Origin of the sequence: Phaeacidiphilus oryzae TH49 (assembly GCF_000744815.1) — a bacterium.
In the GTDB taxonomy this organism is placed as follows: Bacteria; Actinomycetota; Actinomycetes; order Streptomycetales; family Streptomycetaceae; genus Phaeacidiphilus; species Phaeacidiphilus oryzae.
The window spans coordinates 1,467,460-1,493,581 of record NZ_JQMQ01000005.1; the positions used below are offsets into that span (position 1 = coordinate 1,467,460).

The 26,122-nt window shown below is 73.8% G+C and carries 24 protein-coding genes and 1 tRNA gene; 8 read left to right on the top strand and 17 right to left on the bottom strand.

Features of this window, described 5'->3' with window-relative positions; translation table 11 throughout:
• Positions 1–6: 6 nt before the first annotated feature.
• The 6 genes from BS73_RS10845 to BS73_RS10870 all read right to left on the bottom strand — a co-directional run bounded on the left by BS73_RS10845 (position 7) and on the right by BS73_RS10870 (position 6,051).
• Complete coding sequence (locus tag BS73_RS10845) at positions 7–1,383, bottom strand: cryptochrome/photolyase family protein (protein WP_037571417.1); 1,377 nt, start codon at positions 1,381–1,383, stop codon at positions 7–9.
• A gap of 107 nt (positions 1,384–1,490) precedes the next feature.
• Positions 1,491–2,198: an ANTAR domain-containing protein gene (locus BS73_RS10850; protein ID WP_051939801.1), complete on the bottom strand. Its 708-nt coding sequence runs from the start codon at positions 2,196–2,198 to the stop codon at positions 1,491–1,493.
• Between the two features lie 100 nt (positions 2,199–2,298).
• Complete coding sequence (locus BS73_RS10855; RefSeq protein ID WP_152617572.1) at positions 2,299–3,297, bottom strand: MASE1 domain-containing protein; 999 nt, start codon at positions 3,295–3,297, stop codon at positions 2,299–2,301.
• A gap of 159 nt (positions 3,298–3,456) precedes the next feature.
• Positions 3,457–4,302 carry a PP2C family protein-serine/threonine phosphatase gene (locus tag BS73_RS10860; protein WP_037571419.1) on the bottom strand — a complete coding sequence of 282 codons (846 nt, stop codon included), beginning with the start codon at positions 4,300–4,302 and terminating at the stop codon, positions 3,457–3,459.
• A 179-nt stretch (positions 4,303–4,481) separates the two neighbouring features.
• Positions 4,482–5,069 carry a DinB family protein gene (locus BS73_RS10865; RefSeq protein ID WP_084703960.1) on the bottom strand — a complete coding sequence of 196 codons (588 nt, stop codon included), beginning with the start codon at positions 5,067–5,069 and terminating at the stop codon, positions 4,482–4,484.
• Positions 5,070–5,115: 46 nt separating this feature from the next.
• A complete protein-coding gene (locus BS73_RS10870; RefSeq protein ID WP_037579067.1) occupies positions 5,116–6,051 on the bottom strand; it encodes an NADP-dependent oxidoreductase in 936 nt (311 codons plus the stop codon).
• 76 nt (positions 6,052–6,127) lie between these two features.
• On the opposite strand from BS73_RS10870, the gene BS73_RS10875 reads away from it, so the two are divergent.
• Positions 6,128–7,114, top strand: coding sequence for a GlxA family transcriptional regulator (locus BS73_RS10875; RefSeq protein WP_051939803.1), 987 nt, complete (start codon positions 6,128–6,130; stop codon positions 7,112–7,114).
• A 44-nt stretch (positions 7,115–7,158) separates the two neighbouring features.
• Here BS73_RS10875 and BS73_RS10880 read toward each other — a convergent pair whose 3' ends face one another.
• Both BS73_RS10880 and BS73_RS10885 read right to left on the bottom strand, forming a co-directional pair.
• Positions 7,159–8,853 (bottom strand): DEAD/DEAH box helicase, encoded by a 1,695-nt coding sequence (locus tag BS73_RS10880; RefSeq protein ID WP_084703961.1) that lies wholly within the window; start codon positions 8,851–8,853, stop codon positions 7,159–7,161.
• A 70-nt stretch (positions 8,854–8,923) separates the two neighbouring features.
• Positions 8,924–8,997, bottom strand: a tRNA-Met gene (locus BS73_RS10885).
• Between the two features lie 244 nt (positions 8,998–9,241).
• Between BS73_RS10885 and BS73_RS10890 the strand changes: the two genes are divergently transcribed.
• Complete coding sequence (locus BS73_RS10890) at positions 9,242–11,284, top strand: elongation factor G (protein WP_037571424.1); 2,043 nt, start codon at positions 9,242–9,244, stop codon at positions 11,282–11,284.
• A 99-nt stretch (positions 11,285–11,383) separates the two neighbouring features.
• Here BS73_RS10890 and BS73_RS10895 read toward each other — a convergent pair whose 3' ends face one another.
• Together BS73_RS10895 and BS73_RS10900 are read right to left on the bottom strand one after the other, a co-directional pair.
• The gene (locus BS73_RS10895) at positions 11,384–11,713 is read right to left on the bottom strand and encodes a hypothetical protein (RefSeq protein WP_152617573.1); all 330 of its coding nucleotides are present in this window, start codon (positions 11,711–11,713) and stop codon (positions 11,384–11,386) included.
• Positions 11,714–11,965: 252 nt separating this feature from the next.
• Entirely contained in the window at positions 11,966–12,166 is a 201-nt protein-coding gene (locus BS73_RS10900) for a hypothetical protein (protein WP_152617574.1), read from the bottom strand.
• 479 nt (positions 12,167–12,645) lie between these two features.
• Here BS73_RS10900 and BS73_RS10905 point away from each other — a divergent pair, with 479 nt between their 5' ends.
• The 3 genes from BS73_RS10905 to BS73_RS10910 all read left to right on the top strand — a co-directional run bounded on the left by BS73_RS10905 (position 12,646) and on the right by BS73_RS10910 (position 15,573).
• Entirely contained in the window at positions 12,646–13,788 is a 1,143-nt protein-coding gene (locus BS73_RS10905; protein WP_063836962.1) for an FAD-dependent oxidoreductase, read from the top strand.
• The gene (locus BS73_RS40665; protein WP_322987251.1) at positions 13,692–14,114 is read left to right on the top strand and encodes a ferredoxin--NADP reductase domain-containing protein; all 423 of its coding nucleotides are present in this window, start codon (positions 13,692–13,694) and stop codon (positions 14,112–14,114) included. Before BS73_RS10905 ends, BS73_RS40665 begins: the two co-directional genes overlap by 97 nt.
• A gap of 130 nt (positions 14,115–14,244) precedes the next feature.
• The gene (locus BS73_RS10910) at positions 14,245–15,573 is read left to right on the top strand and encodes a hypothetical protein (protein ID WP_152617575.1); all 1,329 of its coding nucleotides are present in this window, start codon (positions 14,245–14,247) and stop codon (positions 15,571–15,573) included.
• 70 nt (positions 15,574–15,643) lie between these two features.
• Here BS73_RS10910 and BS73_RS10915 read toward each other — a convergent pair whose 3' ends face one another.
• Together BS73_RS10915 and BS73_RS10920 are read right to left on the bottom strand one after the other, a co-directional pair.
• Complete coding sequence (locus BS73_RS10915; RefSeq protein ID WP_037571431.1) at positions 15,644–16,483, bottom strand: PIG-L family deacetylase; 840 nt, start codon at positions 16,481–16,483, stop codon at positions 15,644–15,646.
• A gap of 121 nt (positions 16,484–16,604) precedes the next feature.
• Entirely contained in the window at positions 16,605–17,885 is a 1,281-nt protein-coding gene (locus BS73_RS10920; protein WP_037571432.1) for an MFS transporter, read from the bottom strand.
• Positions 17,886–17,977: 92 nt separating this feature from the next.
• On the opposite strand from BS73_RS10920, the gene BS73_RS10925 reads away from it, so the two are divergent.
• Positions 17,978–18,556 carry a TetR/AcrR family transcriptional regulator gene (locus BS73_RS10925; RefSeq protein WP_037571433.1) on the top strand — a complete coding sequence of 193 codons (579 nt, stop codon included), beginning with the start codon at positions 17,978–17,980 and terminating at the stop codon, positions 18,554–18,556.
• Positions 18,557–18,619: 63 nt separating this feature from the next.
• On the opposite strand, the gene BS73_RS10930 is transcribed toward BS73_RS10925, so the two are convergent.
• Entirely contained in the window at positions 18,620–19,501 is an 882-nt protein-coding gene (locus BS73_RS10930) for an alpha/beta hydrolase (protein ID WP_037571434.1), read from the bottom strand.
• 350 nt (positions 19,502–19,851) lie between these two features.
• On the opposite strand from BS73_RS10930, the gene BS73_RS10935 reads away from it, so the two are divergent.
• Entirely contained in the window at positions 19,852–21,090 is a 1,239-nt protein-coding gene (locus tag BS73_RS10935; RefSeq protein ID WP_037571435.1) for an amidohydrolase family protein, read from the top strand.
• Positions 21,091–21,159: 69 nt separating this feature from the next.
• Here BS73_RS10935 and BS73_RS10940 read toward each other — a convergent pair whose 3' ends face one another.
• Both BS73_RS10940 and BS73_RS10945 read right to left on the bottom strand, forming a co-directional pair.
• Positions 21,160–22,626, bottom strand: coding sequence for a carbohydrate-binding protein (locus BS73_RS10940; RefSeq protein WP_322987252.1), 1,467 nt, complete (start codon positions 22,624–22,626; stop codon positions 21,160–21,162).
• A gap of 75 nt (positions 22,627–22,701) precedes the next feature.
• Positions 22,702–23,244 carry an NUDIX domain-containing protein gene (locus BS73_RS10945; RefSeq protein WP_037571437.1) on the bottom strand — a complete coding sequence of 181 codons (543 nt, stop codon included), beginning with the start codon at positions 23,242–23,244 and terminating at the stop codon, positions 22,702–22,704.
• 650 nt (positions 23,245–23,894) lie between these two features.
• Between BS73_RS10945 and BS73_RS10950 the strand changes: the two genes are divergently transcribed.
• Complete coding sequence (locus BS73_RS10950; RefSeq protein ID WP_037571439.1) at positions 23,895–24,230, top strand: MerR family transcriptional regulator; 336 nt, start codon at positions 23,895–23,897, stop codon at positions 24,228–24,230.
• Positions 24,231–24,284: 54 nt separating this feature from the next.
• On the opposite strand, the gene BS73_RS10955 is transcribed toward BS73_RS10950, so the two are convergent.
• Together BS73_RS10955 and BS73_RS10960 are read right to left on the bottom strand one after the other, a co-directional pair.
• Positions 24,285–24,473: a hypothetical protein gene (locus BS73_RS10955; protein WP_235215368.1), complete on the bottom strand. Its 189-nt coding sequence runs from the start codon at positions 24,471–24,473 to the stop codon at positions 24,285–24,287.
• 149 nt (positions 24,474–24,622) lie between these two features.
• Positions 24,623–26,107 (bottom strand): DEAD/DEAH box helicase, encoded by a 1,485-nt coding sequence (locus BS73_RS10960; protein ID WP_037571441.1) that lies wholly within the window; start codon positions 26,105–26,107, stop codon positions 24,623–24,625.
• Positions 26,108–26,122 lie beyond the last annotated feature (15 nt).

The following is a 26,122-nucleotide window of genomic DNA, read 5'->3' on the forward strand; positions in this document are numbered from 1 at the left end:
TCCGGCTCAGTCCTTGCCGTGCGCGGCCAGGAACCGGTGCTGCGCCTCCTGAAGGTCCACCACCGGCTCCGGGTAGTCGTACGCCGCGCGCTCCCGGCCGGTGAGCCTCCACGGCCGGCGCACCGACGCCCCCGCCAGCCCTCCGAGTTCGGGCACCCAGTGGCGGACGTAGTCGCCCTCCGGGTCGAAGCGGTCGGCCTGCCGCAGCGGGTTGAGCACCCGGTTGGGGCGGGTGTCCGTGCCGGTGCCGGCCACCCACTGCCAGTTCAGCTGGTTGTTGGCGATGTCCCCGTCCACCAGCAGGTCGAGGAAGTGCTCGGCGCCCACCCGCCAATCCACGTAGAGCGTCTTGACCAGGAAGCTCGCCACGATCATGCGGGCCCGGTTGTGCATCCAGCCCTCGTGGGCGAGCTGCCGCATCGCGGCGTCCACGATCGGGTAGCCGGTCCGGCCCTGCCGCCAGGCCTCGGCCTCCTCCGCCGCCTCCTTCTCGGTGCGCCAGGCGTCCCCGCGGTGCCGGTACTCCTGCCAGGAGGCCTGCGGGCGGGCGGCGAGCAGCTGGTGGTTGAAGTCCCGCCAGCACAGCTGCCGGACGAAGGCGTCGCCGCCCGCGCCGCCCGCCTCCCTCGCCCGGTGCACCACCTCGGTGGGCGAGAGGGTGCCGAAGTGGAGGTGGGCGGAGAGCCGCGAGGTGCCGTCCTCGGCCAGGCGGTCGTGGAAATCCGGGTAGTCGTCCAGGCCGCGGCGGAGCCAGCCGGTGAGGGCGGCGCGGCCGGCCTTCTCGCCCCCCTTGGGCAGGCCGGGCGAGGTGGGCCGGGAGCGGAGCTCCGGCAGCGGCAGGGTCAGCGAGCCGGCCTTGTCGGGCACCCGGACCACCCGGGGGGCACCGCCGGGCCGGCGCACCGGCTCCCCCGCCCAGCGCCGGTGGTAGGCGCTGAAGACCGCGTAGTGGTCGTTGCCCGCCGGGGTGAGCAGCCCCGGCGGGACCACCGTGGTCGAGCCGCCGTGGCTGCGCAGCCGGCGGCCGTCCGCCTCGAGGGCGGTCCGCAACCGCCGCTCGCGGCCGGCCGCGTAGCCGCTGACCCCGGCGGCGATGTGCACCTCTCCGGCGTCGGCCTCGGCGGCGGCCCGGCAGACCTCCTCGACGAAGTCGCCCTCCCGCAGCACCAGCCGGCCGCCCCGCTCGCGCAGCCCGGCGTCCAGGTCGGCCAGGCAGTCGGCGAGGAAGGCCAGCCGGTTCGGCGCGGCGAAGCCGCTCAGGTCGATCGCCGGGTCGCGGACGAACAGCGGCACCACCTGGCCGGCCCGGTCGAGCCCGGCCCGCAGTACCGGGTTGTCGTGCAGACGCAGGTCACCGGTGAAGACCACGACGGCGGTGTTCAAGGGGGCAGGGCTCCTGACGGGGTTCGGGATCGGTCACGCGTTGTGGGCTGCGGGCCGGGGCTGCGAACTGCGGGCGGGGCTGCGAGCTGCGGGCTGCGGGCAGGGCCTCAGTCGTCCTCCAGCCGCACGCCGTCCTCGACGACCTGCCGGGCCACTTCCAGGAGCGGCCGGCCGCGGAGGTAGGCGTGGGCGCGGAGGCGGTCGAGGGCCTGGTCTATCCGGTCGCCGTGGTGTGCCGCCAGCCGCCCGGCGGCCTGGTGCACCACCGCGCGGTGCAGCGGGGCGGCGCGCCGTTCGCCGTTCGCGCGCCAGGCCATGGCCGGGGTGAGGAGCGCCCGGGTGACGGCCGCGGCCAGCAGCACGGTGTCGGCGATCCGGAGCGGGTCGGGCAGGCCGGGCGAGGCCCGGTAGCCGCTCAGCGTCCCCAGCGAGAACTCGCCCAGCTGGAGCGGGATCGCCACCGCCGCCCGCACCGGCGGCGGCCCGGACGGATCCCCGAGGAGGGCCGGCCAGCGCTCCTGGGGGACCAGCCGCAGATCCGGTTCGAGGATGGCGGTGGCCTCCCAGGCCGCGTCCCAGGAGGGGCCCTCCCCCACGGTGAACTGCAGGTCCTCCCAGTCGGTCCCGCGGCGGTCGGCGGCGTCGAACCAGACCAGCTCCAGACTGGTCGGGCAGGCCAGCGAGACGCTCACGCCGTCGAGCCCCAGCGCCGCCGCGCAGCGCTCCGCGGGGAGTTCGGCCAGCGCGGCCACCCCGTCGGACGATCCGTCCAGGACGGCCAGCAGGCGGGCGAAGTCTTCCTGGTCGACGGTCATCGCTGATCCCTCTCCTCCCCTGCCGTGGACGGCGGCTCACCCGGTATTCGCTCGCCGGAAGGCCGCCGGATGCACCCGGCCGCAAACCGGCTAGGGGTCGCTAGGGGTCGGAGCGCGGAGGATCCTCCGGCGCGATCCACGGCAGGCCCAGCTGGCCCGGGGCGAGGCGCTCGACCACCTCGGCGAGGTCCACGCAGGCCTGTTCGATCCGCCGGAAGGTGGCCTCGCGCTCGGCCACCACCGCCCCGAGCAGCAGCCCGGTCAGCGCGGCGGCGCCGTTCAGCGCCTGGAGGACCACCATCGTGCCGAGAACCCCCTGGTGGGCGAAGGGCCCGCGGTGTCCGGTCGCGCCGAGCACGGCGATCACCGAGACCAGCAGCACGCAGGGCGCCGCCCCCGCCAGCTGGAACCGCAGCGCCGCCCAGATGAGCAGCGGGAAGACCAGGAAGAGGAGGCTCAGCGAGCTCCGGGTGACCAGCACCGCGACCGCCACGGTGCCCAGCAGCAGCGCCGCCGGCTCCGCCCAGCGGAGCACCCGGTGGCCGCCGGGGAGCCGGATGTTGCGGACGGTGAGCAGCACGGGGGTGATCGTGAGCACCCCCATCGCGTCCCCGGTCCACCAGGCCGCCCAGATCCGCCAGAACCCGCTGGCCGGCAGCATCCCCTCGGCCAGCAGAGCCGTGCTCCCCGCCGTCGAGCTGATCAGCATCCCGGCCAGGGCCCCCAGGAAGACCAGAGCCAGACCGTCGCTGAGCCGGCTCAGATCGTTCCGGAAACCGACCCGCCGGAGCAGCAGGTACGAGCAGAGCGGGGCCAGGGCGTTGCCGGCCACGATCACCGCGGCGGCTGGGGTCAGCGAACCGATCGAGGCCACCGTCAGCAGCGCGCCCAGCGGGATCCCGAGCCAGACCCGCAGGCCGAAGAGGAGGAGGCAGGTCAGCGAGACGCCGGTGGGCGGCCACAGCGGGGTGACCTTGGCGCCCTTCACCACGACCTGCTCCTGCAGGCCGGCCTGGGCCGTCGCGTAGTAGGCGACGGCGACGGCGAGGATCCCGAGCACCACCTTGCCCAGCCGCCGGAGAACCTCGGAATCCACCACGCCGTTCATCAGACAACGTGAAGCCGCGCGGAACCCCTCAAGACACGCGCGATGCCACTCCTTCAGCGAAGCCGCTCAAACGAGCGACCCGGCTCAAACAAACGAGCGACGCGGCTTCAGCGACGCGGCTTCGGCGACCCGGCTCAAGCGAACGTGGCTTCAGCGGCGGCTGAGGACCAGCACGGCCGCGTCGTCCGCATGCCCGGTCAGGTCGGCGACCCGGATGATCTGCGCCGCCAGCCGGGCCGGATCGACCCCCCGACCCGCGCGGACGCCCTCCCGGACGGCCGTCCGGACGATCCGCAGGACCTCCGCGAGGCCCGCCTCGATCGGGAACGACGGCCCCTCCACCACCCCGTCCGTGACCAGGGCACAGGCCCCCGGCAGCGGCAGGCGGTGGCAGCTGACCGGGTAGTCCTGGTCGGCCAGCACGCCCAGCGGCGGCCCGCCCGCGTCCAGGGCGATGCCGCTGCGCCCGTCCGAGGTCGCCCAGATGGCCGGGAGATGGCCGGCCCGGGCACCCCGCAGCTCCTGCCGAACCGGGTCGAAGCTGAGGAAGCTGCAGGTGGCGAAGAGGGTGCAGTCCATCGAGGTGAGGAGGTTGTTGGCGAGATACAGGGCCTCGCCGGGATCGGCGGCGCCCGCCGCGACCGCGCGCAGGCCGATCCGCACCTGGCCCATGAAGACCGCCGCCTCCACGTCGTGGCCCTGCACGTCCCCGAGCGAGAAGGCGACCGTGCCGTCCGGCAGCCAGAAGCCGTCGAACCAGTCGCCGCCGATGTCCAGCCCGTGCCGGGCGGGGGCGTAGCAGGCCGCGGCGCTGAGTCCCGGCAGCTCCGGGAGCTCGATGGGAAGCAGCTCGCGCTGCAGGGCCTCCGCCAGCTCCACCCGGGCCTGCTGCAGCTCGGCCCGCTCCAGGGCCTGCTCGGTGAGCCGTCCGAGCCTGCTCAGCAGCTCGTCGGCGCTGAGCGGCCGAGCCGCACGGGAGTGGCGCTGGTGAGTCATCGGCCCTCCCAATCGCATCGGCGAAGCCCGGCACCATCGTATTCCGAACAGCCGTCGAACGACTCGGACGGCCTGCACGGGGCCGGTGGGCCGGCCGGTGCCCGGCGATCTCCGCGACGGTCCGGGGCTCGTCCAGGAGACCGCTGGCGCCCGCGATGGGCGCCCGGATGCTACGGGACTCAGACGCCTCCGGCCTCGCGGGCGGTTTTCTCCAGGTGGGCCTGGTAGGTGGGCCACCAGGTCTCGTCGGCGTCGGGGAGGTTGCTGCGGCGGGGGGTCAGGCCGGCGGCGCCGTCGAGGAGTTCGCGGAGGATGTCGGCGTGGCCGGCGTGGCGGTTGGTCTCGGCGATGACGTGCAGGAGGATCAGCTGCAGGGTGACGTCGCCGCGCTCGCCCCACCAGGGGACCCGGCCGGGGGCGTCCAGCGGGAGGGCGTCGATGGTGGCGTCGGCGTGCTCGCGGACGCGCTGGTAGAGGCCCAGGACGTCCTCCCGGGACTCCTCGGCCGTCGCCCACATGTCGGCGTTGGGCTCGGCGCCCGGGGCGTGGGCGGGCAGCGCCTCGCTGAACGGGCGCTCGAAGCAGTCGCCGAAGTATCCGGCCTCGACATGCGCCAGATGCTTGACCAGCCCCAGCAGATTGGTGCCGGTCGGGGTCATCGGGCGCCGCACGTCGTACTCCGAGAGCCCGTCCAGTTTCCAGACGAGGCTGTCGCGGATGGTGTGGAGGTAGCGGTGGAGATCCGCCTTCGGGTCCCTGATCGTCATGCCCGGAAGTCTCCCACCCGCCACTGACAGACAGCGGGCCCGCGCGTCAGCCGACCTTGAGGACCAGCTTTCCGGTGGTGCGGTTCTGCTCGCCGCGGGCGTGCGCCTCGGCGGCGCGGGCCAGCGGGTAGACGGCGTCGTCCTCGATGTGGGCGCGCAGCTTGCCGGCCTCGACCAGGTCGGCGATCGCCCGCATCCCGCCATGGTCGTGCTCGACCAGCAGGACCTCCGCGCGTACCCCGCGCTCCGCCGCCTTCTCCAGGTCGCCCTCGCTGCCGGGGAGGAGCGAGACGAGGACCCCGCCCTTGCGCAGGACGTCGATCGAGCGGGTGCGGGTGTCCCCGGCGATCGGGTCGAGCACCACGTCGACGTCGCCGACCGCCTCGGCGAAGTCCGTCTCCCGGTAGTCGATCGGCTCGTCCACGCCGATCTCGCGGAGGAAGCCGTGCTTGCCGGCGCTGGCCGTGCCGATCACGTACGCCCCCCGGGCCTTGGCGATCTGCACCGCCAGGTGGCCGACCCCGCCCGCGGCGGCGTGGATCAGCACCCGCTGGCCGGGCTGCACGTCGGCGGTGTCGACCAGGCACTGGTAAGCGGTGAGCGCGGCCAGCGGGATGGCGCCGGCCTGCACGTGGTCGACCCCCTGCGGCTTGCGGGCGAAGGCGCGGGCCGGGCCGGTGACGTACTCGGCGTGGGAGCCGGCCCCGTTCGGGTAGGGCAGCATGCCGAAGACCTCGTCGCCCGGCTTGAAGAGGGTGACGCCGTAGCCGACCGCCTCGACCACGCCGGAGACGTCCCAGCCCAGCGTCAGCGGCAGCCGCTTGAGGAAGCCGGAGCCGGTCCGGTGCTTCCAGTCGGTGGGGTTGACCCCGGCCGCGCGCACGGCGACCAGGATCTCGCTCACTCCCGGCTCCGGACGCGGCAGTTCGACCTCCTTCAGCACCTCGGGGTCGCCGTACTCGGTCTGCTGGATCGCGCGCATGTTCATAACGCCCAGCCTGCCGGTGCTCGCCAGGCCTCGCAACGGCAGAATCGCCAGTATTCGATAGGATCCTGCCATGAGGCGTCCGCATCGCGTGGTGGTCCTGGCCCTGGACGGGGTCTACCCCTTCGAACTGGGCATCCCGAGCCGGGTCCTCGGCGCCGCCGACGGCCGCTACGAGGTGGTGACCTGCACCGTCGACGGGAATCCCGTGGAGACCCAGGCCGACTTCACGGTCATCGCCCCGCACGGCCCGGAGGCGCTGGAGACCGCCGACACGGTGGTGATCGCGCCGTTCGACCCGCAGCGGATCACCAGGGAGCTGCCCGCGCCGCTGGCCGACGCCCTCACCCGGATCCCGCCCGGCGCACGCACGGTCTCCATCTGCACCGGCGCCTTCGTGCTGGCCTCCGCCGGACGGCTGAAGGGGCGGCCCGCCACCACCCACTGGGCGACCGCCGAGGTCTTCCGCGACTGGTTCCCCGACGTGGAGCTGGACGCGGACGTCCTGTTCGTCGACGACGGCGACGTCCTGACCTCGGCCGGCGCCGCCTCCGGCGTGGACGTCTGCCTCCACCTCATCCGCCGGGACCACGGCAGCGAGCTCGCCAACCGGGTGGCCCGCCGCTGCGTCGTCCCGCCCTGGCGGGACGGCGGCCAAGCCCAGTACATCGAGCAGCCGGTGCCCGCGGCCGACGGCAGCGGGACGGCCGCCGTCCGGGCGTGGGCGCTGGAGCATCTGGACGAGCCGCTGGCCCTGGCCGATCTCGCCCGGCGGGCGGGGATGAGCCTGCGGACCTTCGCCCGACGGTTCAACGAGGAGGTCGGCCTGAGCCCCGGGCGCTGGCTCATCCAGCAGCGCGTCCACCGCGCCTGCCGGCTGCTGGAGACCACGGACCTGTCCGTGGACGAGGTCGCCGCCGAGGTCGGCTTCGCCACCGGCGCCTCGCTCCGCCAGCACCTCCACGCCGCGCTCGGCGTCTCGCCCCTCGCCTACCGCCGCACCTTCCAGCCCACCGGGCGAGCGGCCTCGAAGGAGCACGGGCCGGCGGGCGGGGCGTAGCGGCGAGTCCGCGGCTGACGGGCCGGCCGCTCGCGCGACGGCCGCTACGCCGTCCTGTTCTGGCGGTCGCCGTTGCGCTGCTGGGGACGGCGGGCGCCCTGGGAGCGGCGGCCGGAACGCGCGCCGCCCGACTCGGCCGAGCCGCTACCGCCGCTGCCGCTGCCGTTTCCGCTGCCGCTGCCGCGCGACGAACCGCCGGACCGGCTGGTCCGGCCGGACCTGCCACCGGAGCGGGCCGACGCCGACCTGGCCTTCGGCGCGGCGGCGGGGGGCGCGGCCGGCGCCGGGATGGTCACCGGCTCACCCGAGGGCCTGCGCGCCCCCGTGATCCGGACCAGCTCCGGGTCGCCCGGGCGCACCCGGTCGTTCCCGGGCCTGATCCCCGCGTCCGCCATCATCTGCGCCATCTCGCGCCGCTGGTGGGAGAGGACGAGGGTGACCACCCGGCCCGAGGCGCCCGCCCGCGCGGTACGGCCGCCGCGGTGGAGGTAGTCCTTGTGGTCCGCCGGCGGGTCGATGTTGACCACCAGGTCGAGGTCGTCGATGTGGATGCCGCGGGCCGCGACGTTGGTCGCGATCAGCGCCGTGACCTGGCCCTGGCGGAACTGCTCCAGGATCCGGTTGCGCTGCGGCTGCGACTTCCCGCCGTGCAGCGCCTGCGCGCGCACGCCGTTGGCCAGCAGGTCCTTGGCGAGGCGGTCGGTGGACCGCTTGGTGTCCGCGAACATGATCACGCGGCCGTCGCGGGCCGCGATCTCCCGGGTGACCTCGCGCTTGTCCTGGTCGTTCACGTAGAAGACGAAGTGCTCCATGGTGCTGACCGCGCCGGCGCTCGGGTCCACGGAGTGGGTGACCGGGTCGGTGAGGAAGCGGCGGACCAGCCGGTCCACGTTCCGGTCCAGGGTGGCGGAGAAGAGCATCCGCTGCCCGTCCGGGCGGACCTGCTCCAGCAGCGCCGTGACCTGGGGCAGGAAGCCCATGTCGGCCATCTGGTCGGCCTCGTCGAGCACCGTGACGGCCACCCGGTCGAGCCGGGCGTCGCCGCGGTCGATCAGGTCGCGCAGCCGGCCCGGGGTGGCGATCAGCACCTCGACGCCGCGCTTCAGCTCGGACGCCTGGCGGCCGATCGACAGACCGCCGACCACGGTGGCGATCCGCAGGTTGACCGCCCCGGCGTAGGGGCTGAGGGCGTCGGTGACCTGCTGGGCGAGCTCGCGGGTGGGGACCAGGACGAGCGCCAGCGGCGACTTGCTCTCGGCCCGCCGGCCGGCCGTGCGGGCCAGCAGAGCGAGGCCGAAGGCGAGGGTCTTGCCGGAGCCGGTCCGGCCGCGGCCCAGGACGTCCCGCCCGGCCAGCGCGTTGGGCAGCGCGGCGGCCTGGATCGGGAACGGCTCGGTCACGCCCTGCTGGGTGAGGACGTTCTGCATCCCCCGCGGCAGGTCGAGCTCGGCGAAGGAGGCGACCGGGGGCAGCGCCGGGGTCTGCGGCTCCGCCATCTCGAACTCGCGGTGGCCGGCGGCAGCGGTCTGGGGCTTGCGGCGGCCGGAGCCGCCCGAGCCGCTGGAACTGCCGGGGCTGCCGGAGCGCTTGGCCGGACCCGGCCCGCGGCGGTTGGGCACGCCGGAGGACTGGCCGGGCTGGCCGCCGCGCTTGGCCCCTGTCCGCTCTGCGGCTGACAGCGGCCGACCGAATCGGGTAGCCGGACGCTCGCGTTGCGAGCGGTTGGTGCGGTGGTTCACGGAGGACCTTCCACGGGACGCCGAAAAGCCCTGTGGGCCCGGCCGTACGGCCGGGCCCACAGAGTCGAAGTAGCGGGGACAGGATTTGAACCTGCGACCTCTGGGTTATGAGCCCAGCGAGCTACCGAGCTGCTCCACCCCGCGTCGGCTTCACCACCGTAACAGACGTTCGCCCGTTTCACGGAACTCGCGGGATTCGGGAAGCAGCCGCAACCCGAAAACCCGTTGCCCGGGGTCCGGCCGGCTGCTGTACTGCCGGACGAGCCCCTGAGCGGGCCCACCGGCACCGGCCCAGCAGCCGGGACCAGGAGAGACGAGGAGAGCGGAATGCGGCGCACGGTCATGTCCCCCCGCCCCGTAACGGCCTCTCTCCTCAAGGACATGACTCTTGGCAGCAAGGGCAACGCTCAATCTCGGCATCCTCGCGCACGTAGACGCCGGTAAGACCAGCCTGACCGAACGGCTGCTGCACACGGCCGGGGTCATCGACGCGGTCGGCAGCGTCGACCACGGCGACACCCAGACCGACACCCTGGCGCTGGAGCGGCAGCGCGGGATCACCATCAGGTCCGCCGTGGTCTCGTTCCCCGTCGACGGCGTCCACGTCAACCTGATCGACACCCCGGGCCACCCCGACTTCATCGCCGAGGTGGAACGGGCGCTCGCCGTCCTCGACGGCGCCGTGCTGGTGGTCTCGGCGGTCGAGGGCGTGCAGGCGCAGACCCGGGTGCTGATGCGCACGCTGCGCCGGCTGGGCATCCCCACCCTGCTCTTCGTCAACAAGATCGACCGCCTCGGCGCGGACCCGGCGCGGGTGCTCGCCGCGATCACCGAGCGGCTGTCGCCGGCGGCGGCCGAGCTGGGGTCGGTCGACGCGGCGGGCACCCGCGACGCCCGCTTCCGCCCGTACGCCGACGCCGGAGCCGCCGGCGCCGCCGACCACCGCCGACGGCTCGTGGAACTGCTCGCCGAGGACGACGACGGGCTGCTCGCCGCCTATGTCGAGGACCGCGCCGTGCCCTACCGGCGGCTGCGCCGGGCGCTGGCCGAGCAGACCTGCCGGGCCCGGGTCCACCCGGTGCTCTTCGGCTCCGCCATGACCGGCGCCGGAGTGCCCGAACTGGCCGCCGCCGTCCGGGAGTTCCTGCCGGCCACCGAGGCCGGTGCAGAGACGGACGCCGGCGCAGAGACAGACGCCGGGAAGGACGGTCCGTTGTCCGCGACCGTCTTCAAGATCGAGCGCGGACCCGGCGGCGAGAAGCTCGTCTACGTCCGGATCCGGTCCGGCACCCTCCGCCTCCGCGACCGGGTGCGCTGGGCCGGCAGCGCCGAGGGCCAGCGGGTCACCGCGATCAACGTGTTCGACGGCGGACCGGCGCGCCCGGGCGACGCGGTCTCCGCCGGCCAGATCGCCAAGCTCTCCGGGCTCTCCGCCGCCCGCGTCGGCGACGAACTGGGCACGGGTGCGGGCACGGAGGCGGGCCCGGGCGGCCGCCGCCACTTCGCACCGCCGACCCTTGAGACGGTCGTGGTCCCCCGCGTCCCGGCGGAGCGCGGCGCCCTCCACCTCGCCCTCGCCCAACTCGCCGAGCAGGACCCGCTGATCGGCCTCCGGCAGGACGACCTCCGGCAGGAGATCTCGGTCTCGCTCTACGGCGAGGTGCAGAAGGAGGTCGTCCAGGCCACTCTGGCCGAGGAGTTCGGCCTGGCCGTGTCGTTCCGCGAGACCACGACGATCTGCGTCGAGCGGCCGGTCGGCACCGGCCGGGCCGCCGAGTACATGGACCAGGGCGGCAACCCGTTCCGGGCCACGGTCGGCCTGCGGGTCGAGCCGGGGCACGCCGGCTCCGGCGTGCGGTTCCGGCTGGGGGTGGAACTCGGCTCGATGCCGCACGCCTTCTTCCGCGCGGTCGAGGAGTCCGCGCGCGCCACCTTGGGCCAGGGCCTGTACGGCTGGCAGGTGATCGACTGCACGGTGACCCTGACCCGCACCGGCTTCGTCCCGCCGCCACCGTACGGCTGGAGCAAGTGGTCGAGCTCCGCCGGGGACTTCCGGGCGCTGACGCCGCTGGTCCTGATGCGGGCCCTGGCCGAGGCGGGCACGCGGGTCCACGAGCCCGTCCACGGCTTCCGCCTGGAGGCGCCGAGCGACCTGGTACCGGCGGTGCTCCCCGCACTGTCGAAGCTGGGCGCCGTGCCCCGGAGCACCGAAACCCGCGGCCCGATCTCCGTACTGACCGGCGAGCTCCCGGCCGCCGCCGTCCACCCCCTCGAACAGCGGCTGCCGGCCCTGACCCGCGGTGAGGGCCTCCTGGAATCCGCCTTCACCCACTACCGCGCCGTCCCCGGCGCTCCCCCGCGCCGCCCGCGGACCGATCACAACCCCCTCGACCGAAGGGAGTACCTCCGCCACGCGGCCCGCCATCACTGACGAGTACGTGCCAACCGCCGAGCGCTGCCGCACAGCGAACGGCGGCACCGGAGTCGTGGCCGGTGCCGCCGTCGGTGTTGCGGGAGTGCTGGGGTCAGCTCAGAGACCCAGGCCCAGGTTCAGCAGGCCGATCTGGTTGATCCCGCCCTCGTCCTCGTGGCCCCAGCCGTAGTTGGTGTGGCCGTAGTCGGAGTGCATGCCCCAGTCGTCCGAGGCGGGGGCGGGGGCGTAGTCGTCGGCGTCGACGGTGTGCGACCAGTTCGCACGGTGGTCGACGTCGGTCACGGTGTGGGTGTGGGAGTGCACCGTCGTGCTCCAGCTGCCGACGGGGGCGTCCGCGAAGGCGGCGCCTGCACCGGCCATGGACATCCCGGCGACGGCCACAGCAGCGGCACCAGCGACAGCGATACGGCGGGTCACGCGATTCATCGGGTCTCCTCGTTGAGTTGATGAGCGGACGTTATGTCCGCCATAGAGAAGCCAACTGATCACCCAGCGCTACCGCACCTCGGGAGGACCGTTCGTGCGACCCCCGCCGGAAATCGGTGCCGGAGCGCGAACTCCGGCTCGGGGCGGGACGGTCGGGGAACGCGCGCGGTCCAGGTCTGGGGGGCGGCGGATCGCGGTACCCGGCGGGGACGGCGCCCCGGGCATCCCGGGTGTCCCGGGCCTCCCGGGGAGTCAGCTGTAGACGAGGCCCTCGCGCGGGATCGCGCGGCCCGCGTCCAGGCAGGCCCGGGCCGTGTCCGCGCCGGCGTAGTCGTCCTCGCGCCAGCCGAAGAGGCAGCCCTGCCGGTCGCGGAGGGGGCCGTCCAGGTCCTCCAGTCGCCACAGCCGGCTGACCGGATCCCAGCGGATCATGTAGGGACTCATCATGGGCATCGGACCGGCCACCCTCCCACCTCGTCGATCTCCTCGGCCGGGGCACCCGTCACCGCTGCCGTCGGCCGCCGGACCCTGTGAGAGGTCTTCGGCGCTCAGGCCCCATGCGGATGCAGGCGCCGAACCGGAATCACGCATACGGCTGTCGCACTGCTGCTCCGGCTGCTTTGCTTTAGGGCGTCGCAGCTTCAGTGCGTCGCAGCTGCACGGCGTCGCAGCCTCAGGGCGTCGCAGCTTCAGGGCGTCCGCCGCGCTTCGGAGGAGGCCGGTATGGATCGCCGAGCCCGGCCCGCTGCCCCGTCCCGGCCCCGGCCCCGGTCCCGGCCCCGGTCGCTGAGCCGGCGGCGCGGACGCCCGCGACGTCGCTCCCTTCGCGGGCCGCGCCCCGCGGCGACGAGATCGCTCTCTCCTGACGGCGGCCCGGCGCGCGGCCCCGCACCGTCCGTCCGTCCGTACGGAAGCGAAGGAGGAGGATGCCCGTGACCGTCGATCCCGAGCCCGTGCCCTCACCCCGGCGGGTCGCCGTCGTCGGCGCCGGCCCCGCCGGGCTCTACGCCGCCGAGGAGCTGGTCCGCCAGGACCGCACCGAGGTCCGCGTCGACCTGTTCGACCGGCTGCCCACCCCTTACGGCCTGGTGCGCTACGGCGTGGCGCCGGACCACCAGAAGATCAAGAGCATCATCCGCCAGCTGCGCCGGATCCTCGACCACCCGGCGATCCGCTTCCTCGGCGGCGTCGAGTTCGGCACCGACGTCACCCGCCGGGACCTCCTCGCCCACTACGACGCGGTCCTCTACGCGGCCGGCGCCTCGGTCGGCCGGCGCCTCGGCGTCCCCGGCGAGGAGCTGCCCGGCTGCTGCTCCGCCACCGACTTCGTCGCCTGGTACAGCGGGCATCCCGATGTCACCCGGCCGCCGCTCGCCCTGGACGCGGAGCGGGTGGCGGTCGTCGGGGCCGGCAATGTGGCCCTCGACGTGGCCCGCGTCCTCACCCGCTCGCCCGCCGAACTCGAACGCACGGACATGCCGGAACCCGTCCTCGCGGCGCTGCGCGGCAGCGCGGTACGGGAGGTGGTGCTGCTCGCGCGGCGCGGCCCCGAGCACGCCCGATTCACCGCCAAGGAGCTGCGCGAACTCGGCGCCCTGGACGGGGTGGAGGTGGCTGTGGACCCGGCCGTGCTGCCGGCGTCGGACGCGGGTGCCGCCGTCGGGGTAGGCGGTCGCGGCCTCGATCTCGTCCGGGCCGTCCAGGCCAACCTCCGGGTCCTCGGCGAGTTCGCCGCGCGGGGGAAGCGCGGCGCCCCCGCCCCGCGCAGGATCGAGCTGCGCTTCCTGGCCCGCCGCACCGCGTGCTGGGGCAGCGGCGGGTCACCGGTCTGGAGATCGAGCGCACCGAGCGCACTCCGGACGGCGGGGCGGCCGGCACCGGCGCATACGAGACCCTGCGGGTCGGCGCGGTGCTGCACGCCGTCGGCTACCGCAGCACGCCGCTGGACAGCCTTCCCTTCGACGCCGAGCGCGGGGTGGTGGCCAACGACAAGGGCCGGGTCCAGGAGGCGGACGGCACCGTCTGCCCCGGCGAGTACGTCAGCGGCTGGCTCGGCCGCGGGCCCACCGGCGTGATCGGCTCCAACCGGCACCACTCGGCGGACGTGGTCGCGCTCCTGCTGGCGGACCTGGAGACGCTGCCGGTCCGCCGGTCCGCGGATCTGGCGGAGATCCTGGCCCGGCGCGGGCGGCCGGCGACCGACCTGGCCGGCTGGGACCGGATCGACGCCGCCGAGCGGCGGTTGGGCGCGGAACACGGCCGGGAACGCACCAAGATCACCTCCTGGCCCGCGCTCCTCCGGCTCGCCCGGGGCGGGGACGCGCCGGCCGGCCCGCCGGTTCCGGGCGCCGACGACGTCGGCACCGACAGCGGCGCCCACGCGGAGCCCGCTTCCCCCTGACCTCCGTCATGCCACTCGCGCCGGGACCCGCAGGGTGGGCGGCCCGCGTGCCGGGCGGCGGCATCGCCTACGATCACCTCGGCCCGTCGTGGGGGTGGGCCGGGGGTGGGGACCATGGGGGTGGTCGGGGATGGGAAGAGCCCGGTTGACGCGGGTGGGGACAGCGGCGAGTGCTGCGGCGCTGGTGGCGGCGCTACTGATGGCCGGCTGCGGAGTGATTCTGCCGGACGGCGCGGGCACGGCGACGCCGTCCGCGTCCTCCACCGCCGGTTCGGCGGCGGGAACCGCCCCGTCCTCGGCGGCCCGCAGCGCACTCGGCTTCCGGGCGTACCGGGACGCGGTGCAGTGGCCGGCCAAGGCGGACGCTTATGTGCCGGCGGGGCTGGGCCTGGAGGCCCTGGTGCCGGACGGCCACGGCTGCGTGCTGGGTGTCGGCGTGTACCGGACCGGCTACCAGGACCTGCCGGCGCGGTGGGTGCCCGGCTCCGGCTGCACCCGGCTGGCTCTCGATCCGCCGCCCGGCCAGGGAGGCTGGGAGCCGGGCGGTGGCGCGGTGAGCGTGGGCGGTTCCGGGCCGGTGGTGCTGCGCTGGACGGACGGCAGCCTGATCTCGGTCGCGGACCGGGTGAGCCGGACCCCGCCCAGCGGCCGGACCCAGGAGCTGGCCAGTCTGAACCTGCCGGTCCCGGACGACCCGCGCAGCGAGTCCGCGGACCGGGGCGCGGCGACCGCCGCGGTCCAGGTCGGCCGGCGACTGCTGATCGGCGGCGGCGAGCGGGTCGCGCAGGTCGAACATGCGGTGGTGTGGCTCTCCGAGGACCGCGGGGCGACCCTGCGTCGCCCGGTGCTGCCGGTCCCGGCGATACCGGGCGACACCGCCGGGATCTCCGGGATCGCCGCCCACGGCGGCGAGGTGGTCGCGATCGGCGGGATGGTCTCCAACGCCATGGACCGCGCGCCCAACGCCACCGGCCGGCTGCCGATCTGGCACTCCTCGGACGCCGGGGGGCACTGGACGGTCTCCGTGGTCCCCGGGCTGCCGGCGGGCGCCTTCCTCCGCGGGGTTCTGCGCCTCGGCGACGGGTGGCTGGCCTACGGGTTCACCCAGCGCGCCGGAGATCCCGACCGGCCGGTGCTGCTGGTCAGCCCGGACGGCAAGTCCTGGACGCGGCTGGGCGGTTCGGCCGTCTCTGCGGTCGGGACGGGCGACGTGCTGGCGGGCACGGTCGACGCCGCCGGGCGGCCGGTGCTGGTGGGCTCGGCGATACAGCCGCGCGAGAAGCCGGACACCGACCCCGTCTACTGCGGTGCGGTCTGGACCGCCGACGCGGGCGGCAGGACCGACTGGAGCCGCGGCGACCTGGGCTGCGGCGCGGCCCCGCCGCAGACCGCGGCCACCCTTGCGGACGGCCGCGTACTGCTGGCCGGGAACAGCGATCTGTGGCTCCGCGCCCGCTGACCGGCCGGCCGCCGCGGGGCGGATCGGCGAAGCGGCCGGGGCGCCGGCCGGAAGCCGGAGGGAGAGGCCGTCAGCGCAGCCCGGCGAAGAGGTCGTCCTCGGGGAGGGGGGCGCCGGTGGTGTCGTGCACGCGGACGAAGGTCTCGACGCCCATCAGCTCGGTGAACCTCTCCTTGCCCATCTTCAGGAAGAAGATGTTCTCGCCCTGGCTGGCGTGGGCGGCGAGGGCGTCGAACTTCTGGCCGCCGGCCTCGGTGGTGTCCACCCAGGTGGTGATCTCCTCGTCGGGCAGCCCGATCTCGGGCATCTCGGCGGTCTCGGCCGGGTCCGGTTCCTCCCAGTCGCCGCCCATCTCGCGGATGACCTCGCCGAACCGCTGCATCATCGAGCGCGGTGCCGTGGTCCAGTAGACCTTCGGTGTCATCTCGGCCGTCGTCATCGCCAGCGCCGCCATGGTGATCCGGTTCGCCTGGATGTGGTCGGGGTGGCCGTAGAAACCGTTCTCGTCGTAGGTCACCACCACGTCCGGACGGTAGTGGCGGAAGAGCTCGGCGAGGCGGGTGGCGCCCTCCTCCACGGGCGTCCGCCAGAAGGACTCCGGGGCGTCGTTGGTGGACCAGCCCATCATCCCGGAGTCGGCGTAGCCCAGCGTCTCCAGGTGGCCGATCCGCAGGACCTCGCAGCTCGCCTTGAGCTCCTCCAGCCGCATGGCGGCCACGGCCTGCGGATCGTGCCCTGGATCGCCCGGCTTGACGCCCCCCGGCCCGTCGCCGCAGCCGCCGTCGGTACAGGTGACGAGGACCGTGCGGATGCCCTCCTGCGCATAGCGGGCGAGGACCCCTCCCGTTCCGGTGGCCTCGTCGTCGGGGTGGGCGTGCACCGCCATCAGCGTCAACGGCCGGTCGTTCATGAGGAGTCCTCCGGTAGTCCGAGCAAACGGCGCGGGCCCAGAATCACCCGGGCCCCTCGGGCAGTCCAACATCTCGGGCCGGACCCGGTGTTCCCCTCTGACGTCTCGTCAGGGATTGGGGTCACGGCCTGCTCCGGCAGCGCTCGGTCTCGGGTTCCGGCTGTCCCCTGCCCACCTGGCGGGAGCGGACCGGGCCGGCCGCCGGCGTGGCCAGCGAGGCGGCGGCCACCAGGGCCAGCACCGCGAGGAGGGCGTTCCGCAGCCCCAGGTGCGCGCCGAGGCGGCCGATGGACGGCGGACCCACCAGGAAGGCGACGTAGCCGACGGTGGCGGCCAGGGAGATCCGCGCCGCCGGGTTCTCCCCGGAGTCCCCGGCCGCGGAGATCGCGACGGGGAAGCCGAGGGCGGCACCGAGCCCCCACAGCACGGCGGCGGCCGCCGCCACGGCCTGGTCGTCCACCAGCGACACCACGGCGATTCCGGCCGCGCCGACCAGCGCGCTCGCACACAGCGCCACGGCCCGCCCGAACCGGTCCACGAACCGCCCGCCCACGAAGCGGCCGACGGTCATCGAGGCGGCGAAGACCGCGTAGACGGCGGAGCCGAGGGCGGGATCGAAGCCGTGCCCGTCGACCATGACCAGCGGCAGCCAGTCGTTCGCCGTTCCCTCGGCCAGGGCCAGGGCGAAGATGACGCCGCCGATCAGCAGCAGCCGCGGCTCCCGCCAGACCGCGGCCCGGCCGGGCGCGGGCGTGGGCGTGGAGGTGGGTGTGGAGGAGGTGGGCGAGGGCGTGTCCGCGGGCGTGGCGATCGCCTGGGCGGCCGGTCGCCGGCCCACCCCGGACGGTACGTACCGGAGCACCGGCACGAGGACGACCAGCACCAGGGCACCGACCACGGACAGATGCCAGGCCACCGGGAACCGCGCCGCGGTCAGCGCCATGCCGGCCACGGCCCCGATCACCGTGCCGAGGCTGTAGCAGCCGTGCATCGCGGGCAGGGTGGAGCGGCCGAGCAGCCGTTCCACCTCCGCTCCCTCGACGTTGAGGGCCACCTCGCCGCCGCCCATGCCCAGTCCGATCAGCGCGAGCCCGGCGGCGACCAGCACGCCCGAGCCGGCCCCCGCCCCGAGCCCGACCACCCCGCAGCCCGCGGCGGTCGCCGCCGTGCCCGCCGCGATCACCGGGCGGGTACCCCAACGGGCCACCAGCGCACCGGAACCGAGGATGCCGCTCATCGACCCGACCGAGAGGCCGAAGAGGATCAGCCCCATCCGGCCGGTCGACGCGCCGAGGGCGTCACGTACGTCCGGGGTGCGCGAGACCCAGGAGGCCGTGGCCAGCCCGGGGAGGAAGAACAGCGCGAAGACGGCGAACCGGCGCCGTGCGAGGCCGACGGCCACAGGGAGCCTCCACAGGGTGTCCGAAGGGGGTCCGGCAGAAATCTGTACAAGCGTACACACTCGCGCCGCGGGGCCTGTGGCAGATTGGTCGCGTGAGCGGAACGAGGCGCGAGGTCCCGAACGACCCCGGACGCAGGGAACGGATCCTGGACGCCGCCCTCGACGTCATCGCGGAGAGCGGCGTCCACCGCACCACCCACCGCCGGATCGCCACCCGTGCCGGCGTCCCCCTCGGCTCGCTCACCTACTACTTCGAGGGCATCGACGACCTGATCGCGCAGGCCTTCGCCCGGCTGGCCGACACCATGTCCCTCCTCTACCGCCGCACCCTGCGGGAGGCGGGCTCGGCGGCCGAGGCCGAGGCGGCCGTCGTGGAACTCATCTGCGGTCCCACCTACGCCACCGACCGCGAACTGACCCTCATCTTCGAGATGTACGCGTACGCCAACCACCATCCGGCGGTGGCCGCCACCACCCGCGCCTGGCTCACCCGCAGCCGCGAGAGCCTCACCCTGCATTTCCCGCCCGGCGTCGCCCGCGCCCTTGACGCCCTGATCGAGGGCTGGCCGATGCACCGGGCCTTCGAGGCGGCACCGCTGGACCCCGCACTCGTCGCCGGGGTCGTCCACGCCGTGGTCGCGGCCGGGCCCGGACTCCCCGACGGGGGCTGACGGGGCATCCGCCGCGGGGGCGTGGGGCCCCTCGGCGGTGAGGGCGGTCTCCAGTGCGCCGGTTCAGCCGGTGTGGGCGATCAGGGCGTCGATCAGAGTGGGCCAGAGCTCGCGCGGGCGGTCGTGGCCCATGTCGGGGATCAGCAGGAGTTCGGCGCCGGGCACCAACTCCGCGGTGCGCCGTCCGCCGCTGGGGTCGATCAGCGTGTCGTCCAGGCCGTGGATCACCAGCGTGGGCACCCGCAGTCCGCGGAGCGCGTCCGCGCGCGAACCGCTGAGGATCATCGCGCCGAGCTGCCGGCCGATCCCCTCGGGGTAGTAGGCGCGGTCGTAGCCGGCCGCGGCCAGTTCGCGCAGCGCGGCCGGGTCGCCGTAGCGCTTGGAGGCCCACACCGACTCCCGCTCCGCCGCCGCTGCGTACCCCTCGCGGTCCGCCGGCCTCGGGCTGAACAGCACCGCCTGCGCCTCGGGCGTGGGCCGGCCGTACTCGCTCTCGCCGGTCGAGGACATCATCGAGGTCAGGGTCAGCACCCGGTCGGGGAAGGCGGCGGCCATCGTCTGGGCGATCATCCCGCCCATCGAGGCGCCGACCACATGGGCGCGCTCGATCCCGAGCGCGGTGAGCAGGCCGACGCCGTCCTCGGCCATGTCGAGCAGCCGGTAGGGCGCCATCTCGGCGGCCGCGGCGACATCGCCCGAGCTCACGGCGGCGATGAGCTCGTCCAGCCGCACGGGGTACCGGTCGAGACGGGTGGAGAGCCCGCAGTCGCGGTTGTCGTACCGGATCACATACCGTCCGCGATCCGCCAGCGCCCGGCAGAAGTCCTCGTCCCAGGCGATCATCTGCGCGCCGAACCCCATCACCAGCAGCACGGCGGGGTCCCCGGGGTCGCCGAACCCCTCGTACGCGAGAGCCACCCCGGGAGACACGTCAACGATCGCCATACCGCAGAGCCTGCCACGCCGGTCCCCGCCTGAGCGGAACGGGCCGGGTGTCCGACGGCTGTCAGTGGACCACCGGCTTCGGTGTCTCCGCCTGGCGCGCCGGTCCGCTGCCGCGGAAGGACGCTCCCTTCCCGGGCACGGGCACGGGCACGCCGCAGGACGACCGGGGGACCAGCCGAACGGCCGCCCGGGGGACGCCGGAGGGCGGATTCCGGCCACCGCGAGAACGGGCGACGGGAACCCGCAGAAGCGCGTTCCGCGACGGGGCGGCGCCGGCGCGCTCCTGTCGGTCATCATCGGTAGAGCGCGACTCATCCTGCTCCACCGGCCGACAGGAAGCTGGGACCGAAGTGCTGATCACCGCTGGACGGGTGCTCTCCCCCACCTGTGACGGGTACCTGAAAGACGGTGCCGTGCTCATCGAGGACCACCGGGTCACGGCCGTCGGCCCGCGGTCGGAGCTGGCGGAACCGGCGGACGCGGCGCAGGCGGCGGACCGCGACGGTCCCGGGGCGGAGCGGCTGGACTTCCCCGATGCCACCCTGCTGCCGGGGCTGATCGACGCCCACGTCCATCTGATCTTCGATGCGGGGCCCGAGCCGCTCGCCGGACTTCAGCAGAGCAACGAGGAACTGCTGGCCGCCATGCGTCTCCGCGCGCGGCAACTGCTCGACGGCGGGGTCACCACCGCGCGCGATCTGGGTGACCGCGACGGGCTCGCCCTGCGTCTGGCGGCCGAGATCGCCGGCGGCTCCGCCGACGGGGTGGGCGGGCCCGGCGGGCCGCATCTGTTGTGCGCCGGGACTCCGCTCACGCCGCCGGGCGGCCACTGCCACTTCCTCGGTGGCGAGGTCGCGGACGCGACCGCGATCCGTGCCCTCGTCAGGGCCAACATCGAGGCCGGCGCGACCGTCGTCAAGGTGATGGAGTCCGGTGGCGGCCTGACGAAGGACGGGCCGCGCATCTGGGAACGGCAGTTCCCGCCCGAAGCGCTCGCGGTGGCGGTCGACGAGGCGCACCGGGCCGGCGTGCCGGTCGCCGCCCACGCCCACGGCACGGAGGCGATCGCCGCCGCCGTACAGGCCGATGTGGACACCATCGAGCACTGCACCTGGATCGTCCCTGGCGGCGGTGTCGAGATGCGGGACGACGTCCTGGAGCAGATCGTCGCCAAGGGCATCCGCGTCTGCCCCACGATCAGCCCCAACTGGCACCGGCTGCCGCAGATCTTCCCGGACCGCGCCGAGGCGATCTTCGACGTCTGCCGCAGGATGGTGGAGTCCGGCGCCCGCCTGATCGCGGGGACGGATGCCGGGGTACAACGCGCCCGCTTCGGCGGGCTAGCCGACTCCCTCGGCCTCTACGAGCACCTGGGCGTGCCCAACCGTGACATCCTGAGGATGGCCACCACCGAGGCCGCCGACGCCCTCGGACTCGGCGACCTGGTCGGCGCCATCGCCCCCGGCTTCCGCGCCGACCTGCTGGTGGTCGACGGCGACCCGCTGACCGATCTCGGAGCCCTGCGGCGGATCTCGGCGGTGATCGCCGCCGGCCAGCTCTACCGTCCGGAGGCTGCCCCAAGCCGCTAGCGGGCCGCGCACGGTGGCTCGTGCGCGGCCCGCTTCGGGGCCCCTCAACGGTTCTTCGGGGGCCCTGGGTCAGTACCCGAGGTCGCTCAGGAACGCCTTGGTGTACTGCAGCGATGACGTACTGGGGACGGAGTTGCAGGTGGGCGAGGCGTAGCCGTCGGAGCAGGGCGTGTCCCGGTCCAGCGACCAGTAGTGCAGCCCGGCCAGACCGTTGCTGGTGGCGTACGAGGTCAGGGTGTTCACGTCCGCGGGGGTGAAGGTCTCACTGGTGGCGTCGTTCATGCCGATCATCGGGGTGACGGCGATCTTGCTCGCCGGGATCCCGTAGGTGTGCTCGAGGTTCTTCACCGCCTGGATCGCCGACTGCGCCATCTCGCAGCTGCCGGAGGAGACGACGCACACGCTGCTGGACGCGTTGCCGTAGTCCATCGTCATCAGGTTGATGACGTAGTTCTTCAGGCTGGAGCCGAGCACCGCCTGGACGACCTCGTTGCCGAGCGAGTTCACTCCGCCGTAGCTGCCGTCGGAGGCGGCCAGCGTGGCGAGGGTGAAGGAGAACTGGAGGTTGGGGTACTGCGCCTGGGCTCCCGCCGCGGCCGCGACCAGGTTCTGGATGTCCGACTGGCTCTGGCCGCCTTCGATGTCGAAGTCGATGCCGACCAGGTTCGGGCTGGCGTAGCGGGCGATGAAGGACTCCATGCCGGCCGTCGAACCGCAGGTGAAGGTGCCGGCCGCACCGCCGGTCGACACGATGTAGTTCAGGTTGGCGGCCTTGAGCTGGGGCACGTTCTCCGCGGCCCAGTTGGCCCCCGAGACGCCACCCCACGTCTCACTGCCGCAGGTGCCGGTGGCGAAGGCGGCGGTGAGCGCGGGCAGTTTGGGGATGTACTGCGAGACCAGGCTGCCGGAACCCACCACAGGCAGCGCGGAACCCGTCACGGCCGACTGCATCTGGTAGGTGTTCCAGTTCATGTTGATGGTGACGTCCTTGTACGGGCTGAAGAGCAGGCCGCTCACCGAACCCGTGCCGGTCCCGGTCCCACCGCCTCCACCGCCGCCTCCGCCACCGCCCGTCGATCCCCCGGTACAGGCTCCGTTGGACGTCCACGGTTGCCCGGAGCCGGCACCGCCGTTGCTGGTCGCCGGGTCGTTGCCTTCGGTCCAGTAGTTGGCGGTGTAGTTGATCCCGTTCTCGCTGGCCTGCTGACCCGCGGTGTACACGGTGCCGGCACTCCACGCGGCGGCACAGGTGGTGGCGGCCTGTGCAGCCGGCGCCGAGGCCACTGCGAGGACCGATCCGCCGAGTGCGAGCCCGAGCGCCGAGCCCGCTGTGAGTGCGGTGTGAAGGATCCGTCTTCCGACCCGCATGAGCCCTCCAATGGGGAGAGGAGCTGTGGCGGTTGCCCACCTCTGAGCCGGTGGACCACCAAGGTGACCACTTTGTACGGGCGGTTGAACAGATTGGTCAAGACCACTGGCGCAGATTGGTGCAGACCAATGCTGGGAGGCGGTGGACAAAGCGGCCAAAGTTCCCATAGCCGCGATCCGCAGTCGGTCGCCCGGGGGGCGGCCCCCTCCGATCCCCCTCACCCCGGCGGCCGTCCGGCCCACTCACCAGACGGCGGAACCCGAGCGCAGAAGCTTCACATACTCCCGGATGCGCAGCACGTCTTCGGGGAAGCAACTGTCCCAGCCCTGATCCAGAGGTATCCAGGTCACCGGCTGTCCGACCTCGGCGATCAGCGGCTGTTCCGGATCTCCGATGGCGGCATAGGACAGCGACAGCGTCACCGGCAGGCCCGGGAGGAACGACCGCACAGCCACTGCGGCAGGCCGCTCCAGCAAGCGGGGCCGCAGCCCGGCCTCCTCGGCCAACTCCCGGGCAGCCCCCTCCCGCGGACACTCCCCTGGCTCGACCCCGCCCCCGGGCGGCACCATCCCGCGCACCGCATGCTTGACCAGCACGACCCACTCAAGGGCCGGATCCAGGACCCACACCTCCGCCCCGAACGGCCCCACGGGGCCAACGGGACCCACGGACCCGCCCAGCACAGCACGCAACCAGGCCCTGGCGCCGTCGAACTCCAGCACCGCGGCCTCAGCGTCAGCGACGGCGGCGTCGAGCGACCGCTGCTCAAACGGGCTTTGACTCATGCCCGCACGCTACAGACCACCACTGACAACGACCGGCGGAGTCAGCCGGCCGACCCCGCTCGCCCTGCCTCGCAGCCGCGCTTGCTCCCGCGGGGCAGGGATTCACTCAGCCGGGGAAGCCTTCCGCATGCGACAGGAGAAGAATCAGGAGGGTCAGCCACTACAGAAAATCTGTAGTGGCTGGAGTAGACATTGGCGTCAGCGGGGGCTACTGTCTTCTACGTAGCCCAGAAGTCAGAGAGGCGCGGCAGAGACGACCGCCGCGCAAGCAGATCAACGCAGGAGCGGCCCGGCAGCGGGGCGGTGGAGCCGGAAGCGGTGGGTTCTTCCGTCGGCTGCCGGGGCGAGCGGCCCAAGGGGTCGCACAGCATCACCGTGTCACCGGCAAGTGCAGTGTGATCTATGAGGAAAGGAGCAGAACGCCATCAGGATCGCCCGGGGTCGGGACGATGTCCGCCCGGGTACCGCAGACCCCGGATTGGAAGGTGGTCCCCGGTCACGCAACCGCGATCCCCGCAGCCCCGCCCCCGCGGGTGGACCTGCGGACATAGAAGGCCGGCGCAGTCAGCCGGCAGATGGCGTTGAAAGCTCGGGGCCCGGGTGCCAGTTGGCACCCGGGCCCCTCGATGCGTCCCCGGAAGAAGAGGTCTATGCCCGCTCGCAGTACCCGCCCCGCCGACAAGTTCGACGACGACGACTATCCCGCCTACACCATGGGCCGGGCCGCCGAGATGATCGGTGCGACGCCCGCCTTTCTGCGCGCCCTGGGTGAGCACCGCTTGATCACCCCGCTGCGGTCCGACGGCGGCCACCGCCGCTACTCCCGCTACCAGCTGCGTATCGCCGGCCGGGCGCGGGAACTCGTCGACTCCGGCACTCCCATCGAGGCCGCCTGCCGCATCATCATCCTCGAGGATCAGCTCGAGGAGGCCCAGCGCATCAACGAAGAACTCCGCGGCCGGGGCGAGGCCGAGCCCTCGGCCTGACCTTCGGAGCTTTGAGGACCGCCACGGCGCCGAAGTCGGTCGCAGGTCGATCGGTCAGTGGGAGCCGGCGAGCGCGCCGGCGACCTCGCGCAGGCGAATCCGGTCCGTGTAGTGGGGACTGTCTCGGACCGCGGTGAGGCCGGACAGGGTGACGCGGCCGGTGCGTCGGCCGTCCTCGTCGCAGATGTCCAGGTGGCGCGTGCGCGCCGCGGTCATGAGGGAGAGCGCGACCTCCACCGTCATGGCGTCCCAGACCTGTGGTCCGGCCGGGCCCGTGGGGTCGGCCGACGCCTGGACCTCCTTGCGGAGGGTGGGACGGGGGTGAATCCGAGCCGACGTCAAAAGGTGCCTCCTGCGGAGTAGGGTCAGCTTCCCGATCATGAATACGGCCCCTAGGCCGCCACACCCGATGCAGACCGCCTTGCGGGCGCCCGCCCGGCCATCGAGGCGCCGCGGCGTGAGCCCGCTCCGCGCTTGCGGCTGGGTTCGGCCGCCGGTGCGGCGATGACGACGGGTACGCCGGAGGGAGTCTGTGCACCGGTGATGCGGTGGAGGGCCTCTTCGCCGGCGCGGACCCGGGTGGTCTGCGGGACGACGCCGGCTGCTGCCAGCAAGCGGGTCACGCTCCGGCGCTGGCCGGGGGTGACCAGGGTGACGACGCTGCCGGAGCGGCCGGCCCGGGCGGTCCGGCCGCCGCGGTGGAGATAGTCCTTGTGGTCGGTCGGCGGATCGACGTTGACGACGAGGTCCAGCTCGTCGACGTGGATTCCGCGTGCGGCGACGTTGGTCGCCACCAGCACACCGACGTGGCCCGTCCTGAACTGGGCCAGCGTGCGGGTGCGCTGCGGCTGCGACTTCCCGCCGTGGAGGGCCGCGGCCCGCACTCCGCTGCTCAGCAGGTGCTCCGTCAGGCGATCGACGGCGTCCTTGGTGTCCAGAAAGAGGATCACGCGACCGTCGCGGGCGGCGATCTCGGTGGTGGCCGCCTGCTTGTCGGCACCGTGGACGTGGAGCACGTGGTGCTCCATCGTCGTGACCGCGCCGGCCGAGGGGTCCACGGAGTGCACCACGGGATCGTTGAGGTAGCGCCGCACGAGGAGGTCGACGTTGCGGTCCAGGGTGGCGGAGAACAGCATCCGCTGCCCGCCGGGGCGCACCTGGTCGAGGAGGGCGGTGACCTGCGGCATAAAGCCCATGTCGGTCATCTGATCGGCTTCGTCGAGGACCGTGACGTCCACCTGGTCCAACCGGCAGTGGCCGCGGTCGATCAGGTCCTTGAGGCGTCCGGGGGTGGCGACGAGGACCTCGGAGCCGTTGCGCAGAGCGGCCCTCTGCCTGCCGAGCGGCATCCCGCCCATGACCGTGGCCAGCCGCAGGCGCGCGGAGCGGGCGTAGGGGGTGAGGGCGTCGGTGACCTGCTGCGCCAACTCGCGCGTCGGTACGAGGACCAGTGCGAGCGGCTGCCCGGCCTCGGCGCGCCGCCCGGCCGTACGGGCCAGCAGGGCCAGGCCGAAGGCGAGCGTCTTGCCCGAGCCGGTGCGTCCCCGCCCCAGCACGTCGCGGCCGGCGAGGGAGTTCGGCAGCGTCGCGGCCTGGATCGGAAACGGCACGGTCAGCCCTTGCGAGCCGAGCGCGGCCACCAGCGCCCCGGGCATGTCGAGATCCGCGAACCTCTCCACGGCGGGAAGGGCGGGAGTGACGGTCCTGGGGACGGCGAACTCGGCGTGTGTCCCGGCGGGGCGCGTGCCGCGGTCACCGGAACGGGCCGGCCTGCCAGGACGGGTCGCACTCCGCGAGCCGGAGCGGCTGCCCTTTTCTGGGCCGGCGTTGCCGCCATGGGTACGGGAAAAACGGTCGCTCGTGCCTGTACGCTTCATGCGGGAACCTTCCTT